The organism is Clostridium sp. CX1, from assembly GCF_025398335.1.
Lineage (GTDB): Bacteria > Bacillota > Clostridia > Clostridiales > Clostridiaceae > Clostridium_AM > Clostridium_AM tanneri.
On the sequence record NZ_JAODOO010000008.1, the window covers coordinates 15409 to 39986 of the forward strand.

The 24578-nt window shown below is 32.6% G+C and carries 23 protein-coding genes and 1 pseudogene; 6 read left to right on the plus strand and 18 right to left on the minus strand.

Translation table 11 applies throughout. The features are described 5' to 3' along the window. Positions 1-26: 26 nt before the first annotated feature. On the plus strand, positions 27-1700 hold the full coding sequence (locus N4T77_RS10325; RefSeq protein WP_261671713.1) for a methyl-accepting chemotaxis protein: 1674 nt from the start codon (positions 27-29) through the stop codon (positions 1698-1700). A 117-nt stretch (positions 1701-1817) separates the two neighbouring features. Here N4T77_RS10325 and N4T77_RS10330 read toward each other — a convergent pair whose 3' ends face one another. After that, positions 1818-2423 (minus strand): FMN-dependent NADH-azoreductase, encoded by a 606-nt coding sequence (locus tag N4T77_RS10330; RefSeq protein ID WP_261671714.1) that lies wholly within the window; start codon positions 2421-2423, stop codon positions 1818-1820. A gap of 205 nt (positions 2424-2628) precedes the next feature. Between N4T77_RS10330 and N4T77_RS10335 the strand changes: the two genes are divergently transcribed. Then, positions 2629-2922: a hypothetical protein gene (locus N4T77_RS10335; protein WP_261671715.1), complete on the plus strand. Its 294-nt coding sequence runs from the start codon at positions 2629-2631 to the stop codon at positions 2920-2922. A gap of 79 nt (positions 2923-3001) precedes the next feature. Here N4T77_RS10335 and N4T77_RS10340 read toward each other — a convergent pair whose 3' ends face one another. The 10 genes and pseudogenes from N4T77_RS10340 to N4T77_RS10385 form a co-directional block, all read right to left on the minus strand. Beyond that, on the minus strand, positions 3002-4204 hold the full coding sequence (locus tag N4T77_RS10340; protein WP_261671716.1) for a hybrid sensor histidine kinase/response regulator: 1203 nt from the start codon (positions 4202-4204) through the stop codon (positions 3002-3004). A 1-nt stretch (position 4205) separates the two neighbouring features. Continuing rightward, a complete protein-coding gene (locus N4T77_RS10345) occupies positions 4206-6959 on the minus strand; it encodes a hybrid sensor histidine kinase/response regulator (RefSeq protein WP_261671717.1) in 2754 nt (917 codons plus the stop codon). A gap of 371 nt (positions 6960-7330) precedes the next feature. Continuing rightward, a complete protein-coding gene (locus tag N4T77_RS10350) occupies positions 7331-8161 on the minus strand; it encodes a phosphoenolpyruvate hydrolase family protein (protein WP_261671718.1) in 831 nt (276 codons plus the stop codon). Between the two features lie 30 nt (positions 8162-8191). Beyond that, the gene (locus N4T77_RS10355; RefSeq protein WP_261671719.1) at positions 8192-9400 is read right to left on the minus strand and encodes a Tm-1-like ATP-binding domain-containing protein; all 1209 of its coding nucleotides are present in this window, start codon (positions 9398-9400) and stop codon (positions 8192-8194) included. A 208-nt stretch (positions 9401-9608) separates the two neighbouring features. After that, positions 9609-10802 (minus strand): phosphoenolpyruvate hydrolase family protein, encoded by a 1194-nt coding sequence (locus N4T77_RS10360; RefSeq protein ID WP_261671720.1) that lies wholly within the window; start codon positions 10800-10802, stop codon positions 9609-9611. A gap of 25 nt (positions 10803-10827) precedes the next feature. Then, positions 10828-11481 carry a pentapeptide repeat-containing protein gene (locus tag N4T77_RS10365; protein ID WP_261671721.1) on the minus strand — a complete coding sequence of 218 codons (654 nt, stop codon included), beginning with the start codon at positions 11479-11481 and terminating at the stop codon, positions 10828-10830. A 164-nt stretch (positions 11482-11645) separates the two neighbouring features. Beyond that, a complete protein-coding gene (gene rpsR / locus N4T77_RS10370) occupies positions 11646-11897 on the minus strand; it encodes a 30S ribosomal protein S18 (RefSeq protein WP_261671722.1) in 252 nt (83 codons plus the stop codon). A 19-nt stretch (positions 11898-11916) separates the two neighbouring features. Next, complete coding sequence (locus N4T77_RS10375) at positions 11917-12363, minus strand: single-stranded DNA-binding protein (protein ID WP_261671723.1); 447 nt, start codon at positions 12361-12363, stop codon at positions 11917-11919. 12 nt (positions 12364-12375) lie between these two features. Beyond that, positions 12376-12663, minus strand: coding sequence for a 30S ribosomal protein S6 (gene rpsF / locus N4T77_RS10380; RefSeq protein ID WP_261671724.1), 288 nt, complete (start codon positions 12661-12663; stop codon positions 12376-12378). Between the two features lie 186 nt (positions 12664-12849). Further along, positions 12850-13071, minus strand: a pseudogene (locus N4T77_RS10385) (glutathione peroxidase); the annotation flags it as partial. 384 nt (positions 13072-13455) lie between these two features. On the opposite strand from N4T77_RS10385, the gene N4T77_RS10390 reads away from it, so the two are divergent. Further along, positions 13456-13917, plus strand: coding sequence for a peroxiredoxin (locus tag N4T77_RS10390; RefSeq protein ID WP_261671862.1), 462 nt, complete (start codon positions 13456-13458; stop codon positions 13915-13917). Positions 13918-14076: 159 nt separating this feature from the next. Here the strand turns inward: N4T77_RS10390 and N4T77_RS10395 are convergent, their stop codons facing one another. The 4 genes from N4T77_RS10395 to N4T77_RS10410 all read right to left on the minus strand — a co-directional run bounded on the left by N4T77_RS10395 (position 14077) and on the right by N4T77_RS10410 (position 18359). Then, positions 14077-14508, minus strand: a complete 432-nt coding sequence (locus N4T77_RS10395; RefSeq protein ID WP_261671863.1) for a MarR family winged helix-turn-helix transcriptional regulator — start codon at positions 14506-14508, stop codon at positions 14077-14079. Between the two features lie 231 nt (positions 14509-14739). After that, positions 14740-15516 (minus strand): class I SAM-dependent methyltransferase, encoded by a 777-nt coding sequence (locus N4T77_RS10400; RefSeq protein WP_261671726.1) that lies wholly within the window; start codon positions 15514-15516, stop codon positions 14740-14742. A gap of 250 nt (positions 15517-15766) precedes the next feature. Then, the gene (gene hcp, locus N4T77_RS10405; protein ID WP_261671864.1) at positions 15767-17059 is read right to left on the minus strand and encodes a hydroxylamine reductase; all 1293 of its coding nucleotides are present in this window, start codon (positions 17057-17059) and stop codon (positions 15767-15769) included. Positions 17060-17330: 271 nt separating this feature from the next. After that, positions 17331-18359 carry an epoxyqueuosine reductase gene (locus tag N4T77_RS10410; RefSeq protein ID WP_261671727.1) on the minus strand — a complete coding sequence of 343 codons (1029 nt, stop codon included), beginning with the start codon at positions 18357-18359 and terminating at the stop codon, positions 17331-17333. 125 nt (positions 18360-18484) lie between these two features. Between N4T77_RS10410 and N4T77_RS10415 the strand changes: the two genes are divergently transcribed. Next, a complete protein-coding gene (locus N4T77_RS10415; protein ID WP_261671728.1) occupies positions 18485-19375 on the plus strand; it encodes a LysR family transcriptional regulator in 891 nt (296 codons plus the stop codon). 268 nt (positions 19376-19643) lie between these two features. Here the strand turns inward: N4T77_RS10415 and N4T77_RS10420 are convergent, their stop codons facing one another. Next, entirely contained in the window at positions 19644-20300 is a 657-nt protein-coding gene (locus tag N4T77_RS10420) for a (Fe-S)-binding protein (RefSeq protein ID WP_261671729.1), read from the minus strand. A 144-nt stretch (positions 20301-20444) separates the two neighbouring features. After that, a complete protein-coding gene (locus N4T77_RS10425; protein ID WP_261671730.1) occupies positions 20445-20702 on the minus strand; it encodes a TfoX/Sxy family protein in 258 nt (85 codons plus the stop codon). A gap of 235 nt (positions 20703-20937) precedes the next feature. On the opposite strand from N4T77_RS10425, the gene N4T77_RS10430 reads away from it, so the two are divergent. Then, positions 20938-22281: a putative DNA modification/repair radical SAM protein gene (locus tag N4T77_RS10430; protein ID WP_261671731.1), complete on the plus strand. Its 1344-nt coding sequence runs from the start codon at positions 20938-20940 to the stop codon at positions 22279-22281. A 12-nt stretch (positions 22282-22293) separates the two neighbouring features. Further along, on the plus strand, positions 22294-23034 hold the full coding sequence (locus tag N4T77_RS10435) for a TIGR03915 family putative DNA repair protein (RefSeq protein WP_261671732.1): 741 nt from the start codon (positions 22294-22296) through the stop codon (positions 23032-23034). A 138-nt stretch (positions 23035-23172) separates the two neighbouring features. On the opposite strand, the gene N4T77_RS10440 is transcribed toward N4T77_RS10435, so the two are convergent. Further along, on the minus strand, positions 23173-24567 hold the full coding sequence (locus tag N4T77_RS10440) for a hypothetical protein (protein ID WP_261671733.1): 1395 nt from the start codon (positions 24565-24567) through the stop codon (positions 23173-23175). Between the last annotated feature and the right edge of the window lie 11 nt (positions 24568-24578).

The window sequence follows — 24578 nt, forward strand, 5'->3', positions numbered from 1 at the left end:
TTATAATAAGGAGTGAAATTACTGAAATGAAAAACAAAATAATACTATCACTTACCACTATATTTTTTGTCGTATTGTTAGTATCTGGTACAGCTAGTTCTTTAGCAATAAACCTATTGTATAAGAACTCTGCTAGTAGTGAAATGTCCTCATTATTTAGTTCTAATATTATATTAGTGATCCTAGGCACAACTATAGCCTGTACTGTTCTAGCAATGATACTTCTATCAATATATATTAATAATGTGTTTACGAATATTATTGTATTTAAAGAAAGACTTTCATTTATAGCAGATGGACAACTTTCCATTAGAGTAAAGGAAGAAGGTCTTTTAAAAGTAATTGCTGCAGATATTAATAAAGTTATAAATAATACAAAAAAGGTACTGTGCCAAGTTGGTGAAATATCTGATAAAAATAGAGGGCTTGCTCTGACAATCAAGGACAACTCCGAAAGTACAGAAAGGGCTTCAAATGAAATAGCAAATTCTGTACAAGCCATTGCTGAAGGAACAAATCAGCAGTCCCATGCTGCTATGTTATCAGACGACAATGTGAAAAAGATGGCTGAAAATAACAATATAATTATGGAGCAAGCAGAAAAAACAAAGATAGTTGCAGGTGAAATGATAGAAATCGTAAAGTCAAATAGCCAGCTTTTCGGTGATTTAATCGGCAATATAAAAAATACTGGAGATATTACAACAAAGCTTGCATCAAAGATCTATCAACTTCAAATAGAAGCAGATAAAATAAAAAACATTACCAATGTTGTAACTGAGATTAGCGAGCGAACTAATTTACTTGCTCTTAATGCAGCAATTGAAGCAGCTCGTGCAGGAGAACAGGGAAAGGGCTTCTCTGTTGTAGCAGATGAAGTTAGAAAGCTTGCTGAACAGTCTTCTGACTCCGCTGGGGAAATAAAAAAATTAATTGAAAATATTACATTAACAATCGAAAGTATAACATCTGAAACAAACAATCAAGTAAAGGAAATAGAAAAGGATATAAAATTTGCAGATGAGTCAAAGGAATCTTTTTCTAAAATTGTGCAGTCAACGCAATCTACCTTTGATGCAATAAAACAAATTAATGAACTATCAGCAAACTCTATGGAAATAACCTCCACTGTAACTAAACTAGTTGAAGAAATATCCTCTTCAACACAGGAGGCTGGGGCATTTACTGAAGAAGTTTCTGCTGCCTGTGAAGAACAGCTTGGCTCAATGCAGGAAATGAGCAGGCTTGTTGAAAAGATGAACACCACCGCCGATGATATTGACAAAACTTTAAATTCCTTTATTAAAAATATTACCGTTGGTGAAAGTGAAAAGGCTTTGATAAACGAAGGATTAAAAATACTTAAAACCTTTAATGAAGATATGAATAAACAAAATATAACTATTGAAAATGCTACAAACTTCTTTAGAGAAAAAGCAAAAATCTATCCACAATTTGAGCTGATATCAACAATTAATAGAGAAGGCATAATGATATCTGCAAGTGTTGATACTAATATAGGCAATGATTTTACATACAGACCTTATTTTAAAATAGCCTTAGAGGGAAAAGAATATCATACTGAAGCTTATATTTCTAATACAACTTTTAATTATTGCATTACAATTTCCAAGCCTTTCAAAGATCCAAATGGAAACATAGCTGGAGTAATTATGGCAGATATTTGTATAGAAAGCTAGTCTTTCTATTAGGCACCATTTTTACTAAGCTTTACTTATAAGATTATAAATGATTACTTAAGCACATTAAGAAATACTTATGATATTACTTAATGTGCTTTTAATATTTATTTATAATTAAAAGTTCTTAGCTGCTTCCTCAGCCTTTTTAATTGCATTTCCTACAATAGCATCAACATCATTGCCTACTACATCTAATTCCTCTGCAGATATGGTATTGAAATCTGTAATTCCTAAGAATCCGAAAATAGTTCTTAAATATCTATCTCCCATTTCAAAGGATGAATTTGGCTCTGATGAATATTGGCCACCTCTTGCTGTAATATTAATAGCCTTTTTATTCTTACATAAACCTACAGGACCTTCTGCAGTGTACTTAAATGTAATTCCAGTAACACAGATATAGTCCACGTATGCCTTTAATATGGCTGGTATGCTCAAGTTCCACATTGGCTCTGCAACTACATATTTATCAACTTCAGCAAATTGATATGCATACCTAAGAATAGGATGCTTTTTACTTTCTTCAGTTTTAGGACCAAAGACAGTGTTTATATCCTCTGCTGATAGTAGCCCTATTCCTTCTTTGTATAAATCTAAAGTAATAATTTCATCCTCTGGATGACTCTGCTTGTACGACTCAATAAAACTATCAGATATTTTAAATGTTCTAGACTGACCTTCTGGTTTTGCATTTGCTTTAATATATAACACCTTAGCCATTTAATTTTACCTCCATTTTAATTTTATTCTGTATTAGGGTGTTACATATTTAAGTTATTTATTCAATTGAATTAGTCACTTATAGTTACATAATTGTCTCTTTTATTTCTAAAACTTTCAAAATAACAAATTACGCATAAGCAATGTGTTATCATCTATTAGCTTAAATTTTCCAATGGTGCTATAATAATATTATTAATTTAAAGTGCGAGGAGATGTAATCATGAATAAAATAACTATTGAATTAGAACAACTCTATTCTGATGCTAGAAGAGATCCTTTACTTAGAGAAAGGCTTCTTGCAACCCGTTCAGCAGATGACCCTATGGATGCCTTTTGTAAGATAGCTTGCGAAGTTGGACATCCTATCACCGTTGGTGACCTTTTCGCAGTTGGTCAAGAATATAGCGACAATCAATGCAAAAGTACAAATGGTGGAAATCCCTATCCATACGACTTATTTGATGACACATACGAAACATTTCTGGCCTCTCTGTAAAATGCACATAAAAGAAATTTCCCTCAAAGCTAAGTTTGAGGGAAAATACATTATATTATTTTTTCGTTAAACTTTACCCTTAAAAATAAATATCAGAAAACTCAATTTGTACAGCCTGTATTATCCTATGGTCTTGCATTAGCGACATGTCACGGGAAGAGTCCTTAGCCCTTAATTTTGTTACAGGAAGGGTAATTGTAAATAGGCTTCCCTTTCTTTCCTCACTGTCAACTGATATTTTACCTCCCATTGCGGTAATAAGGCTTTTTGCCAGTGACAACCCTACCCCTGTACCTTCTGCCTGTCTGGAAAGAGTACTGTCTACCTGTCCAAATCGCTCAAATATTAGTTCCTGTTTTTCTTTAGGTATGCCTATACCTTCATCCCTTACTGTTATTGTTGCTTTTCTATTTTTGTATGAAATATTTACATAAATAGCTTTGCCTTCAGGGGTAAACTTAATTGCATTTGATAAGAGGTTTAAAAGTATACGCTCATACTTCTCTTCATCAATAGCCATTTCTAAATAGTCAACCTCCGATGAAAATTTTAATTCTACCCCCTTTTGTTTAGCATATATATCAACGGATTCTACAATAGCCTGAGATACAAAAATAATATCTACATTTCTTTTATGCATTTTAAAATGTTCTGTATTAATTTTAGTTATATCCAATAAATTATTCACAAGTCTTAGTTGTCTGAAGGAATTTAATTTTATACTCTTTAAATAATTTTTTACTTTCTCCCCTACTTGATACCCATATATATTCTCAATAGTTTGCAGTGCTGCCAAGATAACATTTAGTGGTGTCTTAAATTCATGAGTCATTAGTAATAAAAACTCGTCCTTTATTTTCATCGCCTTTTTAAGTTCACGATTCTTTCTTTGAAGTTCATCCTTTGCCTTTTTTAGCGAAAGATGGGTTCTTACTCTGGAAACCAGTTCTTTTCTATTAAAAGGTTTGGTAACATAATCTACTGCCCCTAAATCAAAGGCTTTTACAATATCCTCTTTTTCATCCTTTACAGTTAGAAATATTATAGGGATATCCTTATACCTATAATCCTTTTTAAGGGTACTGCACACTTCATATCCATCAATTTCCGGCATATCAATATCTAACAAAATAAGCTCTGGAGTATTCTCTCCAAGAAAACTATAGGCTTCACTAGCATTCATTGCAATACCCAGTTCATAACCATATTCCGCCATGATTGTGGCTACTACTTGTATATTGCTAGGATTGTCATCTACTATTAAAATTAAGTCATTACTCATATTATTCAACCTCTCTATACTCCAAAATTAAATTCTTAATTTGCTCTAACTGTAATTTTATCTTAATTATATTGTAGCTCTCAGCACTAATCATTAATTCTTCACCTATTGTAGATAAAAACTGCAGATGGTGTTGCTTTCCAAAGGAACTTAGTATGCTAGCTAGATTTTTTACACTGCCTATAATCATAGATGTTTCTAATTTTTCAATTAACGGACTAATCTTGTTTCTTAAATCAGTAAGTATTTTAGCATCAATTGAAGGTATTATTATGTTTTCAACCTTAGACTTAGAAAAATCGTAGGTTTGTTTTTTCACCCTGTTATTGATATACCTTGATATTTTCTTCATCAGCTGCTCAACCTTAACAGGCTTCATCAAATAATCATCGAAGTTACAATTCTCTGATATACACTGTGCAGCAGAGGCACTTAAAGCTATAATTGGAATATTTCTCAGTTCTTGATTTTTCTTAAGCTTAGAAGAAGCTTCAAAACCGTCCATAACTGGCATAACCAAATCCATAATTATTAATGTAGGTTTCTCTTCCTTGCAAACTTTTAATGCTTCACAGCCATTTTCCGCCATTATCACTGTAATTCCCACTTTGGAGAGCAATTCCTTTAACAAAAGTCTGTTGGTTTCTATATCATCTACAATAAGCACCTTTTCCTTAGAAAAATTATAGTTTTCAAAACAAGCTCTATATGTATCCTCCAGAACCTCTTCTGTGGCAGCTACTTGAACATTGTAAAATTCCACATGAAAAGCACTTCCGCTGCCAAGGGTGCTATCAATAAATATTTTTCCCTCCATCATTTCAGTTAGTTTTTTAGTAATAGAAAGCCCTAGGCCTGTACCACCATATTTTTTTATACTTTGTCCTGATACTTGACTAAAAGCTTCAAATATCCTTTCTCTTTCATTTTCAGGGATACCAATACCTGTATCTTCAACGGAAATGCGGAGATCCAAGCTACTACTATCTTCATCAGCAGCACTGGCCTTTAACGAGAGTTTCACATAGCCCTTATCAGTGAACTTTACAGCATTACCTACTAGATTTAATAGTATTTGACGAACTCTTACTTCATCAAACAAAAGACTATCTGGAAACCCCTTCTGAATATCTATTATAAATTCAACATTTTTATCTTGAAGTTTCTGCCTAAATATATTTTCAATATCCTTAAAAACATTCTTAAGCTTTGCCGGTTTATACTGCAGCTCAATTTTCCCCGCTTCTATCTTAGACAAGTCAAGAATATCATTGATAAGAGTAAGAAGATTGTTCCCGGCAGTATTTATAGTTTCAACATAACTTTTATGTTTTTCATCCTTTATTGTACTTTGCAGCAATTCACTAAAACCTATAACAGCATTTAGCGGAGTGCGAATCTCATGACTTATGTTGGCAATAAACTGGCTTTTTGCCTTGTTAGCCTTTTCTGCTTCTATTTTTGCATATTTTAATTCAGTGTTTGCTTTCTGTAGCTCTGCAGTTCTCCCTTTAACCTTTTCTTCAAGATTATTTATATGTAAGTGTAATTCTTCTGCCATGGTATTAAATGCAGTTGAAAGCTTGCCAATTTCATCATTTTTAAAAACCTTCGCCCTTTGCAGCAGGTCTCCCTTAGAAAACTTTTCTGAAGCGTCAATTAGATGATTAATGGGCTTTAGAAAAGCCTCTGTGCTTTTCATGTAAATTACTAAGGAAAAAAGAAGAGCAACTATAGATAGAACTAATGAAATACGGATATTTTTATTAATAGGGTATGTAAAGAAACTCTCAGGAATAGCTGTTATAATCAGCCAGTCTAATCCTTCTCTTTTATATTCCGATACTTTTATGTGAATCTTATCATTTAATCTATTTATAACAAAGTTATCATTTGAAGACTTTTTATAGAGTTCATAAGCCTCTATAATAGATTTATTTTCAATTTCTTTAATTGTTCTCCTTTTAACTTTGCCATCATCAGAAGTTGAAAAGTTAGATTCCTCTAGAGAATTGGCTACCAGTTCACCAGAATTTTTTTCAATAATACAAGCAGCCTCTACCTGATTACTGGTAATCTCTTTTAGGAACTTATTTAGTGTGGAAAGGGTAACATGTGTGCCTAGTACTCCCATAAGAATACCCTCTTTATCATAAATAGGATAGGCAGCAGAAAGCACAAGATCCTCCTTTACAAAATGCTTGTAGAGAGGAGAGAATATCGGCTTACCCTTTTCCTTTGCAATTTTATACCAATCTCTTGTACGAGGATCAAACTCACCAAAGTCTTGTACAAATTCTCCCTCAGTTAAGCCTTTTGTAACAGAGTAGTAATAAGAGTGACCCTTTGTTTCCCCATTGCTCCTATATATTTCTATATCATTATTTTTGTTCTTTCGAGCTCCATAATACTGGCCATTCTCCATACCGTAGCTAAAACTATAAATCTCTTCGCTGCTTGATTTTATTATTCCTGCAAAGAAGGTATCTCTTTTTTCTTTATCCTGTATATCTATAATTTGATTTTGTAACAAATTATGGTTTACTTTATTAATATACAGTGGAACATTGATAAGGTTATCTATCTCCCCCAGTATATCTTTACCAGCTTCATTCTCCATTTGTTCTATGAGGCTCCTAGAAGATGTTTTCCAATTGGAAAATATAATAGTGCCAATAATGATAAGAGTACTTATCATTAGCACTACAAAGGATATACTGATTCTAAATCTTATGGAACTTTGTTTTCTATTCATATTCAAACCACCTATCTAAGACTTATCTTTTGTACAGTATCAAATTATAATATAATTTTACATTTATCCGTTACTTTAATGTTCTTATGCTTACTTTTCTTACATTCTATCACATTATAAGTGAAAAATTTGTATAATTGTCTACCAATTCAAATCATACTAACAACAAAAAATTTAATCTTTTATATTACAGAAATGTTCTGTAAATACAAAAGATTAATTATTCAGATGCTTTGTATATTCATGATAAATTAATACTTTCTAGTGGCAAAAAGTTATGCAAATAAAAATAGGATTCCCCACAGGCTTTAGAATAGATTAAGTATTACTTAAATAAATTCAAAAGCAATGTGGTGAATCCCTACTTTAAACTATTTTCTTATTGCTTTAAAGGCTTCTGTTTGTGATTTTATGCCTTTTTCTGCTGCAAATCTTTCAATACTTGAAGCACCGAAGAAACCATCAATTCCTTCTGTTCTCTCTATTACATAAGCAGCATCTTCTGGTTCTGCAATAGGTCCGCCATGGCAGATTACCATAATATCAGGATTAACTTCTCTGCCTGCCTTAATAATAGCTTCAATTTTTTCTACACAATCATCTAATGTAAGTGCTGTTTGCGCTCCTATTGTACCCTTTGTAGTAAGTCCCATGTGAGCAACTAATATGTCAGCACCGGCCTCTGCCATTGCTCTTGCTTGGTCAGGGTCGAATACATAAGGTGTTGTAAGCATATCTAATTCATGTGCTTTTCTTATCATTTCAACTTCTAATCCATATCCCATGCCAGTCTCTTCTAGATTTTGTCTAAACACACCATCGATTAAGCCTACTGTTGGGAAGTTTTGCACTCCTGCAAAGCCCTGTTCTTTTAATTGTTTTAGGAAAATATCCATTACCCTAAATGGATCAGTTCCGCAAACGCCAGCAAGCACTGGAGTATCTTTAACAATTGGAAGTACTTCTGATCCCATTTCAACTACAATCTGATTGGCATCACCATAGGATAATAGACCTGCAAGAGAGCCTCTTCCTGCCATTCTATATCTGCCTGAATTATAAACTATAAGCATATCTGCTCCGCCTGCTTCACTGAATTTAGCTGTAATACCAGTACCTGCCCCTACACCTAACAGTGTTTGCCCATTCTTAACCTGCTCTTTAAACTTTGCCATAATTTCGCTTCTTGTCATTGTATTCATAAATAAACCCTCCTATAATTTATTGATTTTCTATTTTTTCATCATGTCTATTAATTTTTGTGCTGCAGCTTCAGCAAACTCCACATCATTAATAGCGCAGTCCATCTCCACTATTTCCACAACATTTTTGTTTACGCCATTTCTTAGTGTATCAAATAGTATTTTATCTTCCTCTGGACCATAGAACGGCTGACCTTCAACATCAATACCAGATACTCCCTTTAGAGGTATGAATAAAGCGGTTTTCTCTTTAGCTAGATTTAACTTTTCCACTAGCTTCTTACCAATAGCTTGGTTTTCCTCTTTATTTGTTCTCATAAGAGTTACTGTAGGATTATGTTTATATAGGTTACGTCCCTTAAAGTTCTCCGGTACTGTATCATAAGGTCCAAAATTACACATATCAAGGGCACCTACTGATACAACCTGTGGTATATGATTTTTACCTGCTGCCTCTAAACGATGAGGTCCTCCATTTAAAACACCACCGATAATTTCATCTGCCCATTCTGTGGTTGTAAGGTCTAATACTCCTTCAATGAAACCTCCATCAATAAGTGCTTCCATTGAACGTCCTCCAATACCTGTAGCATGGAATACAAGAACTTCATAACCTCTCTTTTCAAGATATTCTCTTGCAGCTGTTATACAAGGTGTTGTCACACCAAACATAGTTGCAGCAACTAATGGCTTTTTATCTACAACCTTTGTGTTTTCGAACTTAAGCATACCTGTAATTGCAAATACAGCATTTGTAAAAATCTTTGTTGAAATTGAGTTAAGACCTGCAACGTCCACTACAGAAGGTATCATCATGATATCACTGGTACCTACATAGGGTTCAGTATTTCCTGAAGCAACTGTTGAAACCATAACCTTTGGCACGCCTATAGGCAATGCTCTCATAGCTGGTGTTACCAGAGAAGTTCCACCGGTGCCTCCAAAGGAGATTATTGCATGAAATTTACCCTCTTTGTATAATTTAGGTACCAATTTTTCCATACCCTTTGATAACATTTCAGTTGCTAAAGCTCTGTCCTTTTTAGCAGCAAGCTCTTCAATATTTGTGCCTGCAGCCTCTGCCACCTCTTTGTTTGTTATATCTGGTTTAAATATAGGTTCAAATACTCCTGTGTGAATGGTAAAAGTGCCTAATCCCTGACTTTCAATTAATTCCTTTACGTATAAGTACTCAGTTCCCTTTGTATCAAATGTTCCTGCAATTGCAACTGTCTTCAATTAATACCCCTCCCCAAAACCTCTATTTTAATATTTATGAAAATATTAGTAAGCATATTAAAGTTATTTAGTAATATTTAGAGCCTTTATAACTACAAAACTAATCTCTTTAAAAATGAACAAAAGCAGCATGATTAACTGTAAATTAATCATACTGCCTTTAATGTTCAATGTAAACGTTATTATGTTCTGTGTTTTTGTGTTTATGTTATATTTTGTTTTTCAACCTAACTTCCTTTGGAGAAAAGCCCATATATTTTTTAAATATCTTACTGAATTGTGCATAGTCCTTATACCCTACTAAAGCCGCTGCCTCTGATAACTGAATTTTTTCTCTATGTAATATTTCCACTGCCTTTTCTATTCGAAATTTAACCAAATACTCTGGAAAACTGCAGCCCACTTCCTTTTTAAAAAGAGTACTTAAATAACTTCTAGACACATGAGCAACCTTTGCCAGATCCATAAAGGATATATCCTGCATATAATTCTGAGCAACATACTCCTTCACAAACTCAACGTAATCATAGTGTTTTTTAACTCCGTCCAGCATTTTAACCATTAAGTCATCTTCATCAAGGTGCCCTGATACTTTAAAGGCTTTTGTTACGTTTGTGATAGTCTTTTCCGAGGGAATTCTTTCAAAGGCAGAACCTCCTATGTATCCCATAAGGTTTTCATTGTTGCTATACATATACTGAACATCAATTGGTGTTTTAACAGGACCACCATAAATAAGCTTAACTACATCAGGTCTAAGCTCATTGCATTTATTAAATATATTTGCTGCCTTAACCTTTGCTGCTTCTAGTGAAAATACCTTTTTTGCACCTAAGAGACCTCCTTCAGTTAATCCTAAGTGGACACAGATAACATCAGCACCGGCTTCAATCATCTCTTCTGCCTGGACCTCATTAAATACAAAAGCAATTGTAAACATATTTTTTTCATGGGCTATCTTTATTGCCTCTACTTCTTTTGAATAACAGCAGCCAGCTTCTTCAAGACCTTCTCTAAATTTGCCGTCAATTAGACCTACTGTAGGATAGTTATTTATACCTGAAAAGCCCATAGCTTTTATTTTTTCTATATAGCCCTCCATATCTATTGTAGGGTCTGTACCATTAAATCCAAAGATAATAGGCACTTCCTTTACCAATGGTATTATTTCCTTTGAAGCAAAATCCATTACCATATCATTGCTGTTACAAAAGGGCAGATAGCCTGCTAGAGAGCTTCTCCCCATTATTCTAAACCTGCCAGAACTAAGTACAAGTATAAAATCAGCTCCTCCCCTTTGAGCATACTTTACTGTCATTCCTGTGCCTGTTGCCACACCAATAATATGGTTACCTTTTTTTCTTTCTGATTTTATGCTTTCTAATATGTTTTGCCTTTCCATAATACAATACCCCTTGAGCTTATAGTTATTTCAGCACAACTCCAAGCAAGCTAATAAGCGAAATAGCCTGGGCAGGTGATATTACTGCACCATAAACATCTTCTACTCTTGCAGCAAGGCCATCAATTTTACAACTGCTAAAATCCATTCCTTTTAATTTAGTATTATAGAACTGACTTTGGAAAATATCAGTATCTTTAAATTCTACTTTAGAAAACTTACTCTCATAAAAATCAGCATAAGGAAGCTGGCAGTTGCTGAATATCACTTGTTTACAATTTATAAATCTAAAAGATGCATACTGTCCGCTGCACTGATCAAAAACAACATTATTAAAGGTTGTTTCTATGAAATCACTTCCTGTAAGTTTGCAGTTTATAAACTCTACTCTATGTATTGATGACTCATTTAGTTTAATATTAGATAGATCACAGTTTTCAAACCTTACATCTAACAATTCTGCTTCCTCTAGAGATACATCTACAAACTTTGTATTTTTAAATATTACTTCATTAAAGGATACTCCCTTTGTGTCAAGATTTTCTATCAAGCCTTCCTTTACTAATACTGATGAAATTGAAGTGTAATCTGATATGTCCCCTTCTGTTAAATCTAATTCACGTAAGTCCTTTTGGATTTTAGGCTTTAATACCTTTATAGTATTTTTATTTTCCGTCATTTTATTTCTCCTTTTCAAATTCTTTCTAGAATAACAGGCTATATTAATTTATTATATATTATCATATTTGATGGCCAAAGCACACTTTAAAATGTTACAAGTTAACACTAATATAGAAATAAAAAAAGCTGAAGAATATATAGCGTATATCCTTCAGCTTTTTATTAATCTGTTGTAAATGGTAATAATGCTATGTTTCTTGCTCTCTTTATAGCATCAGTAAGTGATCTTTGATGCTTAGCGCAAGTACCGGAAATTCTTCTTGGAAGAATCTTTCCTTTTTCAGTAACATATTTTCTTAACTTATTTATATCTTTATAATCTATAAATTCAACTTTATCCATACAAAAAGAACAAACTTTTCTTCTAGCTCTTCTCATCTTAGCTGAATTTCTTCCGCCTTCTCTATATGCCATGCTTTTCCCTCCTTACCCTTTAGAATGGGATATCTCCATCATCTACTGGAGTTATATCCTCTCCATATGTTTCTTGGCCAAAACTTTGAGTTTTTCCAAATTCTTCAGACATATTACCGTTAAATGATGATCCTGCAGCTTTATTTCCACTTCCCCATTCAAGGAATTGAACTTCTTCTGCAACAACCTCAGTAACGTATCTCTTAGTACCGTCTTTAGCATCATAGCTTCTTGTTTGAATTCTACCGCTAATACCGATAAGTTTTCCCTTACCTGTATAATTTGCTGTAGATTCAGCCTGTTTTCCCCATACAACTATAGGAATAAAATCGGCTTCCTTCTGTCCGTCTTTAGAAAATCTTCTATCAACGGCAACAGTAAATGTAGCAACAGCTGAACCAGTTCCCGGAGTAAATTTTAACTCAGGATCCTTGGTCAATCTTCCAATTAAAACAACCTTATTCAATTAAAACACCGCCTATTGCTCATTCTTAACTATTATGTGTCTTACAACAGCATCTGATATTCTGAATACTCTGTCTAACTCTTTTGGTAATTCAGGATTAGCACTGAAATTTACTAGAGTGTAATATCCTTCGCTGATTTTGTTTATTTCGTAAGCAAGCTTTCTCTTACCCCAAACATCAACGTTTTCTATTACTCCTCCACCATTTTCTATTACTCCCTTAAACTTTTCAACGTTAGCTTTAAAAGCTTCTTCGTCTAATGATGGATGTAATATAAATATAGTTTCATACTTTCTCATTAAGTTCACCTCCTCCCCTTGGACTATCGGCTGTGTTTTACACAGCAGGGACTTCAATTTTGAATTTTATCATTAATTTGATTATAAAGCAACACTTTTTTGTTTAAAATATATTTTTTTGCTATTTTTCTACACTTTTTTGTTTCTTGGAATTTTCATATTTTAATTCTAACATGTATAAAATCATTACTTTTCAAGTAAAGCTTTGATAGTTTCATCTAGTTTTTCTGGTTCATATGTTGGTGCATACCTAGCAACAACCTTCCCATTTCTATCCACAAGAAATTTGGTAAAGTTCCACTTAATGTCATCTCCAGTTGTGCTAAAGCCGTATTCTTGTAATTGTCTATATAATCCTTCTGACGCAGCATCTTCCTCTGCCTTTGGTGCTTCTGCCTTTAAGAACTTTACCTTTATATTCATTCATAGAAACTTCTTTTCCACTTATATCCTTTACCTTGTAATCATATATCATATTAATCTCTCCTTTTAATTTTATAAAATTTAATTGTATTCAATCTAACTTCTTTTATATTACTTAATTTTATTTAGACTGTCAATGAAATTTTTATTTATATTTCCACTAATTATTGTCTAAAATAGTAACTATAAATATATCATTTGATGAATATATGAAAAAAAAAATATTATTTCAATTGACAGTAGTATAAAAGATTGTATAAAATATAATTGCGTCAAATTAATCTGCGTTATTAGATATAAATATAAAGAACTAGGCTCTATACAGGGCATGTAGTAAAGAAGTTATAACAAAACGAGGAGATGGTAAAAATAGCTAGTATAGAAGTAAATAAAGAAGCACCAGACTTTGAAATTGAAGACTTCAAGGGAAATAAATTTAAACTTTCTAATTTCAGAGAAAGGAAGAATGTACTTATTGTACTGAATAGAGGATTTGTTTGACCCTTTTGCAAAAAGCATATGATGCAGTTGCATCAAGATTACGATAAATTCCTTGAAAAAGATACGATAATAGTTGCAATGGGACCTGAAAATGCAAATAGCTTTAAAAGCTACTGGGAAGAAAATAATCTTAAATTCTATGGTATTCCTGATGGAAAACAGTCGGTGCTAAAACTATATGATCAGAAGATAAATATATTTAAACTCGGCCGAATGCCAGCACAGATGCTAGTAGATAAAATGGGAATTCTCAGATATGTACACTTTGGAAACTCTATGAAGGATATTCCTGAAAACTCCGAAATACTTAAGATATTAGATACACTGTAGACCTTAATAACATAATATTAAGAAGGACTTATACGGAGTGCTAAGCAGATAAACTTTTATTGCCTCACGTACGTCCTTCTCTTTTTTCACTTTTGACCAAACTCGTCTTTCAAATTCATATTTATTCTAATAAGACTTGTATTAATGCATATTAATCAGTTAACTTAATATAGCTAAAAAATCGTCCAAAGATTTCTTCAATACTAAAAGTTTTTCAGCATCTTCAGAAAAATTACAGTACAATTGCTCTGGTACTTCCACTATTTCTTTCTTTAAAGCTAATCCTTTTTCAGTTAACTCTATTATAACCACTCTATCATCTTGACTATCTCTATATTTCTTTATCAAATCTAAACCCTGTAGTTTTTTCAAAAGAGGAGTTAATGTTCCAGAATCCAGATGTAGTCTCTCACCTATATGCTTAACATTTAATTTTTTCCCCTCCCATAAAACAAGCATTACAATATACTGTGTATAGGTAAGGTTATACTTATCAAGAAGAGGCTTATATAACTTTATTAATTCTCTTGAAGCGGCATATAATGAAAAGCATAATTGATTTTCTAGTTTTAATTTTTCGTATCTCTCTATGATCCATTACCTCCTTTCAACTTTAAATCTAATAAAATTGAATTGTGTGCAATTGATTTTGTTTTATTGTACTTAACCTCATTTAAATTGTCAAGAAAAATTTACATATCAGTATTAATTAACCTGTATGCTGCCCTAATGGTATCCTTGCCTAATCTTAAGCCATCTTATCAACTGATGCTATACTGCCATTTTCAAAATACACCTTTTGATTGCCTTCTTCTATTTTCCTTATTCCTTCCTCAAAATATCTAATGTATGCCCGCTTGCTCCCAACAAATCTGGTCTTTCACAGGTGGAAAAATGATAATTAAGGAAAAGTTGAAATGTATCTTCATCCATAGAATTCAAAATAGGGCGCATATAATTAGCTGGTCCATCTGCTGCAATTAATTTTATCCTGTGCAGTCTTGCTTCTTCATTTAACTTATTGATATCTTCAATTCTTACATAATCATATAAATCTTTTGGTTCCGATATAACATGAAAATCCTCAGTAAGTTTACCATTATCAATACATGCACGAATATTATTTTCCTTAAAACCATATGTTAATACACTATATTCATTCATGCAATACGCTACTAGGATAGCGCCTCCAACTTTCGTTACTCTTTTTGCCTCTTGTAGCACTTTAACTTTATCCTCGAATTTATACAAATGATACATTGGTCCAAAGACCAAGGTCATGTCAAAAGTATTTTCTGAAAATCTTGATAAATCTAATGCTGTTCCCTGAAATGCTTTTACTGTACTTCCCTTTGACTTTAAAATACCTAGATTGTGCTTCACAAGTTCAATGGCAGTAACATCATATCCTTCATTTGCTAATTGTACAGAGTATCTGCCTGTCCCTGCTCCAACATCTAAAATTTTTGCATTATCATTATCTCCTAGATACTCATGAATATACTTCATAGAAGTGATATATTCAACTTGTCCATATTTTCTCGTTAATCTCTTGTCCTCACAAAATTTATTGTAGTATTTCTCTAATTCTATTGTCATCTCTTTATCTTCCTCATCTGTTAAATATTAAAAACTTTTGAATATAAAAAGTCATCTTCTCCTGGCCATGAGCCTTTTACATTCTAACAAATATTATATCATATACTGCGGTTAAAATATGAATAATTATCTTCATGAATACTGAAATAAAAAATGAAGAACCGAGAATAAAAAATTATTCTTGGCTCTTCACTACTTGTGATTTATTCTTTAGTTTATAATCATTGCAGTTTATAAATAGGGCAAAGCATTAACCCATAAACTTAGCAAGGTCAGCATTAACGTCTCCGCTTATTAACTGAAGGTTAAAGTTATCTTGTAATACCTTTAATACTCCAGGAGTTATAAACTTAGGTGCACTTGGTCCTACATGAATATTCTTAACTCCAAGGCTGAATAGTCCAAGAAGGATAGCAACAGCTTTTTGCTCAAACCAAGATAAAATTATGCTTAATGGTAAATCATTTACTGTACATCCGAAAGCTTCTGCTAAAGCTAATGCAATTTTAACTGCAGAACCTGAGTTGTTACATTGTCCAAGGTCGATATATCTTGGAATGTCTGTGCCAGGTACTGTTCCATAATCAACATCATTAAATCTGAACTTTCCACAAGATGTTGTTAAAAGTACTGCTTCCTTTGGAAGTGCTAAAGCTAAATCTCTATAATATTCTCTTCCTTTAGTTGGAGCATCACAACCAGCTATAACAAAGAATCTCTTTATCTTTCCAGCTTTAACTGCTTCTATTATTTCTGGTGCTATACTTAATACAGTGTTGTGGTGGAAACCTGTTGTAACTGTCTTATCTGAATCTTGATTAACAACATTTAATGATAATGCTTTTTCAATTACTGGGCTAAAGTCATCGTTAACTATCTTCGGAACACCTTGAAGTCCTGCAGTTCCATAAGTCCAGAATCTGTCTCCATAAGTTCCTGTAGTTATTGGCATTAAGCAGTTTGTTGTTCCAAGTATTGCTCCTGGGAACTCTTCAAATAACTTTCTTTGATCGTACCATGCTTTACCTACATTACCCTTTAAGTGAGAATATTTCTTAAGCTCTGGATATCCGTGAGCTGGAAGCATTTCTGAGTGAGTGTATATATTAATTCCTTTTCCTTCTGTTTGCTTTAATAATTCTTCTAAAGCATAAAGATTATGTCCTGTTACTAGTATACAGTGTCCCTCTATTTTATCTTGAGATATTGTAACTGGAGTTGGCACACCTAGTTTTGATGTATGTGCTTTATCAAGCACGTCCATTATTTTAACTGCAGCACTACCAACCTTTAAAGCCATTCCTATGTTCTCTTCTAAGCTAAAGTTTGAATTTGTAAGTGTTGTATATAGTGCTTCGTGGGTAATGTTATTTACCTCTTCGTCAGAAGCTCCAAGTTCTCTTGCGTGAGTTGCGTAAGCAGCTACACCCTTAAGACCTAATATCATTATATCCTGTAAGCTTGCTATATCAGGATTTTTGCCACATACTCCAAATTTAGTACAGCCTGTAACTGGAGTTTGCTCACATTGGTAACAGAACATTGGATTTGGTTCAACCTTCTTAATTTCTTTTTCATTATTACACATTTGATATTCCCCCTTTAATTTTATAATTAAATATTTTAATTTTCTTTGATATTACAGCTAATTGTCAGTAATACTTTGTTATTTCCTCTATATGGGTTTAATTTAACTATATAATACCATGCTACCCAAATTAAATCAGTAACGTATGTTACAAAAATTATTCTTTTTATAAAATATTTATAAAAGAGGAGACCTAGATATGTCAGTATCAAATGCAAAACTGGGTTTATAAATTTAGCTTCCCAATGGCCCACTGAGCCATTTGTCTTACCTTGTCATTACTGTCGTTAGAAGCACACCTGATATATTCTCTATACTGTTCCTTATAGTCATTCACCATTGCATTGATGGCATTAGTCTTCCATCTCCAAACATCATCTTTTCCTATATACCAAAACTTAGGCTGCATCACCTTCTCTAAAAATGTATAATCCATTTCTAAAATTTTTTCTAATGATATATGTTCACTTAATTCAGTTAAACCTGGAAATTCTTCTGCTGCCTTCCAGGATCCTTTGTTCATAGGACAGACATCCTGGCAAACATCACATCCAAAGACCCAGCTGCCCATCTGACTGTTAAATTTCTCATTTGGCAAATCCCAACCTTCAAATGTGGTAAGGCAAGAGATACAGGATGAGCGGTTCATAGTATAGGGTTCTGATAAAGAAGCTGTTGGACAGGATTTAATGCACAGATTACAGTTTTTAGGACATTCCTTCAATGTTGGTTTTTCAACAGATTCTAACTCTTTATCAATCAGCCATGCCTCTAAATGCACCCATGAACCAGACTCTGTATAAAAGAAATTATTTCTCCGAACTAGTCCAAGTCCCGCCTTTAATGCCGCCCAACGGAAAGCAGTAATACCAAATTTCCTTTCAGCAGCAGTTTTAAGCCCCATTTCCTGCAAATATCCTTCAAATTTTAAACTATCTTGAAAATCTTCGGAATTCTCATCTCTTCTACTGTCTACCAAATAATATTTTCCAATCAAACCTTTCAAGTGATCAGGAATATGATATTTTCCGTATTGTCTTACACAGATAACGATTGACTTTGCCCAAGGATATATATCTTGCAAGCGGGCAAAGCGATAAAATCCTTCATAATATGGTTTAACCTCTGGAATACGCTGGATTCTTTCATTAAGTTTCTCCTCATAACCGGACATATCAGATATTTTAATAATGCCGCACTTTTCATAGCCCATATTCAGTGCTGCATTTTTTATTTTTTCTACTAATAAATTCATTTCTTATGCACCCCTTCCTTAAGCTTATACTATCAAGGAACGATGTATTTGTAAAATTAATAGTTATGAATTGACAATTCGATTTTACAAATATATTATATAACATGAAGATAGGAGTGAAACAAATGGATATTAGGCACTTTAAAACATTTAAAAGTATTATAGAGGAAGGTAATTTTTCAAATGCTGCAGCAAAACTAGGATACACACAGTCTACTGTTACATCTCAAATTCAGCAATTAGAGCAGGAGCTCTCAATCAAGCTGTTTGAAAAAATTGGTCGTAACATGGTTCTAACTTCCTTAGGAAAAGAGTTGGTGCCCTATGCAAATGAATTACTGGATACAGTAAAAAAAATTGAGAATATTGGTAAACATGGCGATAAGATAACAGGAGAATTGAAAATTGCAGTTGCAGAATCCTTGATGTCTTATAAATTACAAAATGTATTGAGCTTATTCAAAGAAAAAGCTCCTAATGTAAAGCTTTCTATTATTTCACTAAATTGCTTTTCTATAAAAAATATCCTATCCAAGGGTGAGATAGACATTGGTCTAATGTATGATGTTGGAAGCACAAAGGATAGTTTGACTACTATTCCTCTAGCTGATTTTCCTTTAGCTTTAGTATGCTCACCATTATTAGAGCAAGATAAATTGGATTTTTCTAAACCAAATCAAAAGATAAATACAAGCCTTATCATTAATGAAAATGAATCTATTTATCGAAGGATACTTGAAAATTATTTTTGTGATAACAATATATTGTTACATAGCACAATTGAACTTTGGAGCATTGAAGCTATAAAAAAATGTGTTGCAAGTAACTTGGGAATTTCTTTTCTGCCTCGTTTTACAGTGGAAGAAGAACTTAACAATGGTAAGTTAAAAGAACTTAGAGTTGGCTGCTCTGATAGCAAGATTACGGCAATATGCGCATATCATAGGAACAAGTGGGTTAGTCCTGCAATGTCGTTGTTTATGCAATTGGTTAGGAAAAGCTTTAATATTGCATAATTTATCATGGTATCACAAAAGGACTAATTTTATGAATGACTAAGGAATTGTTGAAGCTAACTATGTTAAATAGTCAGTGGTTAGATTGGAAGAATTTGCACTGTAGAAGGTCTAAGAATTACTTGTTTTTCTAGCAAAAGAGCAGACATTCTTATAAAAATATCTGCTCAAATAATTTTAATAATATTTCTGAATAGGAATGTACTTCAGTTATCCTCTTTATAAGCTCTTCATCTCTCTCTTCTCTCATTAGTCATAGTAACTAACCTTAATGCTTATCAATATACTCTTGTAATTGTTCGTGCCACTGGATAGTATCGTATATTTGTGGTTCAGTTGTTTCTCCCATTAAAAGATCAATCAAATGTCTAGGTGTTTTGCCTCCAATATACATTGATTTGATACATGAGACACAGTATACACAAACCTCATTGCAAGGCATGGAATTCGCTCGTTCTTTCATTTTTTCATGAATCTTTTCAATAGGAAGTTTAGGATAAAAATCATCTCCGCAGCATATTGAGTTGGTACCGGAAAACTTTGTTTCTATAACATCAATGTTCATCTTTTTCAGCAGATTTCGTACAGCTTTATGTACCTGTGGCTTCTCACGCACAGGGCAGGCATCATGTACTGACAACTTCAAACCTTTATAGTCAGGATATTGAAATGAATCCAACCCATCAAGTACTTCCCATAGAGAAATTGTTGATATGCCCTCATATAAACTCCTAAAACGCCTATCACAACCAGCACATACATTAATAATTAGTGAATCCGCTTCAAGTTGCGGGTCATGGCGACAGCATATTTTATGTAATGTGACTTCCCCATAGTTCTCATTCAAAAATTTTAAAATTTTATCTTCTATTTCAGGCTTGTATATACTTAAAGCACAGCCTGGATTAAAATATATTTTTTTCATAACATATTTCCCCCTGTAAAGTTGAATTTTATTAACAGACCTTTTACTTACTGGTTAATTGTAACAGGAAATATATAAAAAATCTTCCTGATTTTCAACTTCATATATGCAATTTTCTTATCTTTAGCCACCTATACAAAGATATCAATACTTTACTGCATTATAAAATTCCTTTAGTTCCTTTTTTACTTCATCTGAAAGACTATGCCATCTAATTCCTTGTATTGCTCCTTCTATAGCACATAATCTATTGATGCAGGCGGAACTATCTATAGCTTTAATATCTAACCACGCCTGTTTGCTGCCAACTTTCTTTAATTGTTCAGCTGTTTCTATTCCAGTTTCATTAAGCTGTGCTTCTAACTTACTGCCTATATTAGGTAATTTACATAATTCTCCCATAATCTTTTCCTCCTTTTAAAATTTCAAAACCTACTTTACTTTAAATTACTATCATATCTTTATACCATATCCTAATTATACAATTTTAACCAGCATAAATAAAGTAATGTGGTATATAAAGCAGATTTTACTTTATTTTTAATTATATGGTCCAATCTTCACTGCAGAACACTTGTTCTTTACTCAAAAATCAGTTATACTTAATTTATAAGAAATACAAAGATTGGTGATGAAAATGGAAATAAGTGAAAAACTAAGAATTCTAGCTGGCGCAGCTAAATACGATGTATCTTGTTCATCTTCTGGCTCAAACCGAAGTTCAAAAAAAGGAGCTATTGGTTCAGTTGCTCCAAGTGGCATATGTCACAGCTTTACTCCAGATGGAAGATGTATATCCCTACTTAAAATACTTTTAACAAATTATTGCATATATGATTGTTCATACTGTATTAATAGAAGGTCTAATGATATTGAAAGGGCTTCTTTTACTCCTGAGGAAGTTGTAAATATTACTATGAATTTTTATCGACGTAATTATATAGAAGGCTTATTCTTAAGCTCTTCAATTATTAACAGTGCTAATTTTACTATGGAGCTGCTTACAACAGTTGTTCACAAATTAAGAAATGAACATAACTTCGGAGGTTATATTCACCTAAAAGCAATCCCTGGCGCCGATGAAGATCTTATAAAAAAAGCTGGTTCTCTTGTAGATAGAATGAGTGTAAATATTGAACTGCCTTCATCAAAATCCCTTAAATTGCTAGCGCCTGAAAAGAATAAGGATGATGTTTTAAAGCCTATGAGATATATTAAAGACAGCATTGTTATAAATAAATATGAGCGTATGAACTATAAAAATTCCCCTATATTTGTACCCGGTGGTCAAAGTACTCAGCTTATTGTTGGAGCAACGAAGGAAAGTGATTTAAATATCCTAAACCTAACAGAAAGTTTATATGACAAATTTGAATTAAAAAGAGTTTATTATTCAGCCTATGTTCCAGTTAACAGCGGTACAAATCTGCCTAAACTTAAAAACCCTCCCACTCTTAGAGAGCATAGACTATATCAAGGTGATTGGCTATTAAGAGTTTATGGATTTAAAGCAGAAGAATTATTAAATGAAAAGAATCCTAATTTTGATATTAACTTTGATCCTAAAACAACCTATGCTTTAAATAATATTCACCTATTTCCTGTTGAAATAAATAAAGCTCCTTACAAAATGCTTATAAGAATCCCTGGTATCGGAATACGTGGTGCACAGAAAATAGTTAGTGCTCGCAGAGTTAACTCACTGGACTTCTTTGATCTAAAAAAACTTGGCATAGTTATAAAAAGAGCCCAATATTTCATTACTTGTAAAGGTAAGTATTATGGAACAGTCTCCTTTGACGATATAAAAATTAAGAAAGCACTTACTCCTAAACTTGACTTAAATTCAATAGATGAAAGTGCAGAGCAGTTAAGCTTTTTTGATAACAATATAAACAATCCACTTCTTCCTAAGGCTTCTTTAAACAATAAGTTACTTTTATTAAATGATAAATCTAGCTCCATTACCGGTGAACTATAGGAGGTTTTTATTTTGAAAGAATATATATATGATAATACTTTTGAAGGCTTACTTACTGCTATTTTTTATGCCTATAGCTGCAAAGAGGATTGTATCATAACAAAATCCAAAGATTATATTGCCTCATTTCTTAATGAAGTTTCAGATATTTCAACTGAATATGATAAATTTAATAGAGTTTATAACAGCATTGTAGAAAAACTTAATGATGAAGTTTTAACAAATCTATATTACTTATATCTTAGTGACATTCCAGATTCTGATTCTCTGGCTTTGAAATACCTTAAACTTTGCTATAGGTATGGTATAAATGTTAACTTAGCTAAGAATAACGATATTATAATTTTAGTTGATAAATACATTAGAAGAGTTACTTTAGAAGCCCATAGATTCACTGGATTTGTGAGATTTAAAGAAATAGCACCATTAAGTTTTTATGCCTCTATAGAACCTGATCATAATATTTTACCTATAATACTTAACCATTTTACAGAAAGATTTTCTGATCAAAACTTTATAATTCATGATTTAAAAAGAGAGCTTGCAATTGTATATAATAAAAAATCCGCTATTATAATTGACTTTAAAAAGGAAGATTCCAAAGTCTTTACCTCTTCCTTAGCAGATGATGAGTTCGAAGCTCTTTGGAAGACTTTTTATAACTCTGTTAACATTAAGGAACGTAAAAACCACAGGCTCCGTAACCTTTTTATGCCTAGAAGATATTGGACTCATCTCACAGAGCTTAAGTAGTAAAAGAAGAAACTTATTTTACTATTTAAGCTCTGCAAGGGCTTTCCTGCTCAAAGGAAATTAACTGCAATAGTTTATCCTCTTCATAAATAGGAATGGAAACTGTAGGTAAATTCCTTTGAAAATAATAAAATGCTATCAGCTATGAATAGGGTTGCTGCAATTATTATATATATTTTCGTTTCCAAAACTATCAGATCGATCGCTATAGGCTATACAGCTGTATCCACCATTTTCAGAGACACATTTATTAAACCTGCATTGAACAACACTCTTATTTGCATATATGTACTTTATGAATACAGCTCCATCTGTTTTAGATAAACAGTTGTTAAACTCACACTCTTCTATTAAGTTTTCTACATAGAAATCACAACAACAATATACCGCACTTCCAATGTTTGCTTTACAACTGTTAAAAATACAGCTGTTAACATAGTAGATAATATTGCCAGACTCATATATAGCTCCACCATAATTAGCTTCGCAATTATTAAATTGAAGTCCACTCCAAGTAATCGCTACTGATCCGCTATTTTCTCCAGAAACGTAAATTGCTCCTCCAACTCCCTCAGACCTACAATTACTAAAGATGTTCTTTTTCATATTTAAATGAGAGTTATTTAAATAAATTGCCCCCCCATGGTCATCAAAATTGCAATTTTGAAAAATACAGTTTTCAATAGAATTTTCTTCTTTATTACTCTGTAATACAAAGACTCTTTTATTTTCATTATCGCTAAATTTGCTCTTCTTTGCAGTTATAGTGCTTCCTGTTTCAAGTATGAATTCACTGTTTATGAATTCAGAATTACTTATGCTTATTTTACTGCCATTTTTAGAAGTGATTTTTCCATTCTCAAGAAAGGTAATTCTGGCATTTTCAATATTTAAATTACCTTCATTAATAATAGGTTTATTAATGATAAACTTTCCTCTCCAGTTAACATCTCCTAAAATATAGCTATCCTTAATTGGCAATCCATGTATAAACTCCATAAAATATGGACTAAATTGATTTATATCTATATTTCTAGGTACATTTTCAATTATTTTATTAAACTTTTTAGCATCCTCTTCTAGAATACATATACAAAGATCACATAAAAACTCGATTTCATCCTTTGAAAGCTGTAATACTTCAGCTATTTCTCCTACAAAGCTGCTTTCATTATCACTTATTCCTCCATCTATAGCAGAAAGTATTAGTGCATCCAGTATAAAGCTGTATTGAAGCTTTTCTGATACTATGTTTTTTAAAAATTCCTTTAGAGTTTCCATTTTAAGGTCCCCTGCCTTGCCTAAAAAAGAAGTAGGTTCTTCTTTTGTTTCTGCCCCTTTACATAAGGCCTTTAAAAAATTATACTTCCTTTTATCTATATCTCCATTTGAAAAAGCTATGCAGCTAAGCAAAGTCATGTATAAATCTTTTGTATAATTGCCTCTATTTAAAAGAGCATGTCCTTCTATTTTCTTTACTTTATCTTCACATTCTTTTATCATGTTTATTATTTTTTCTGTTTTTAGTTCCACTTTTAATTTCC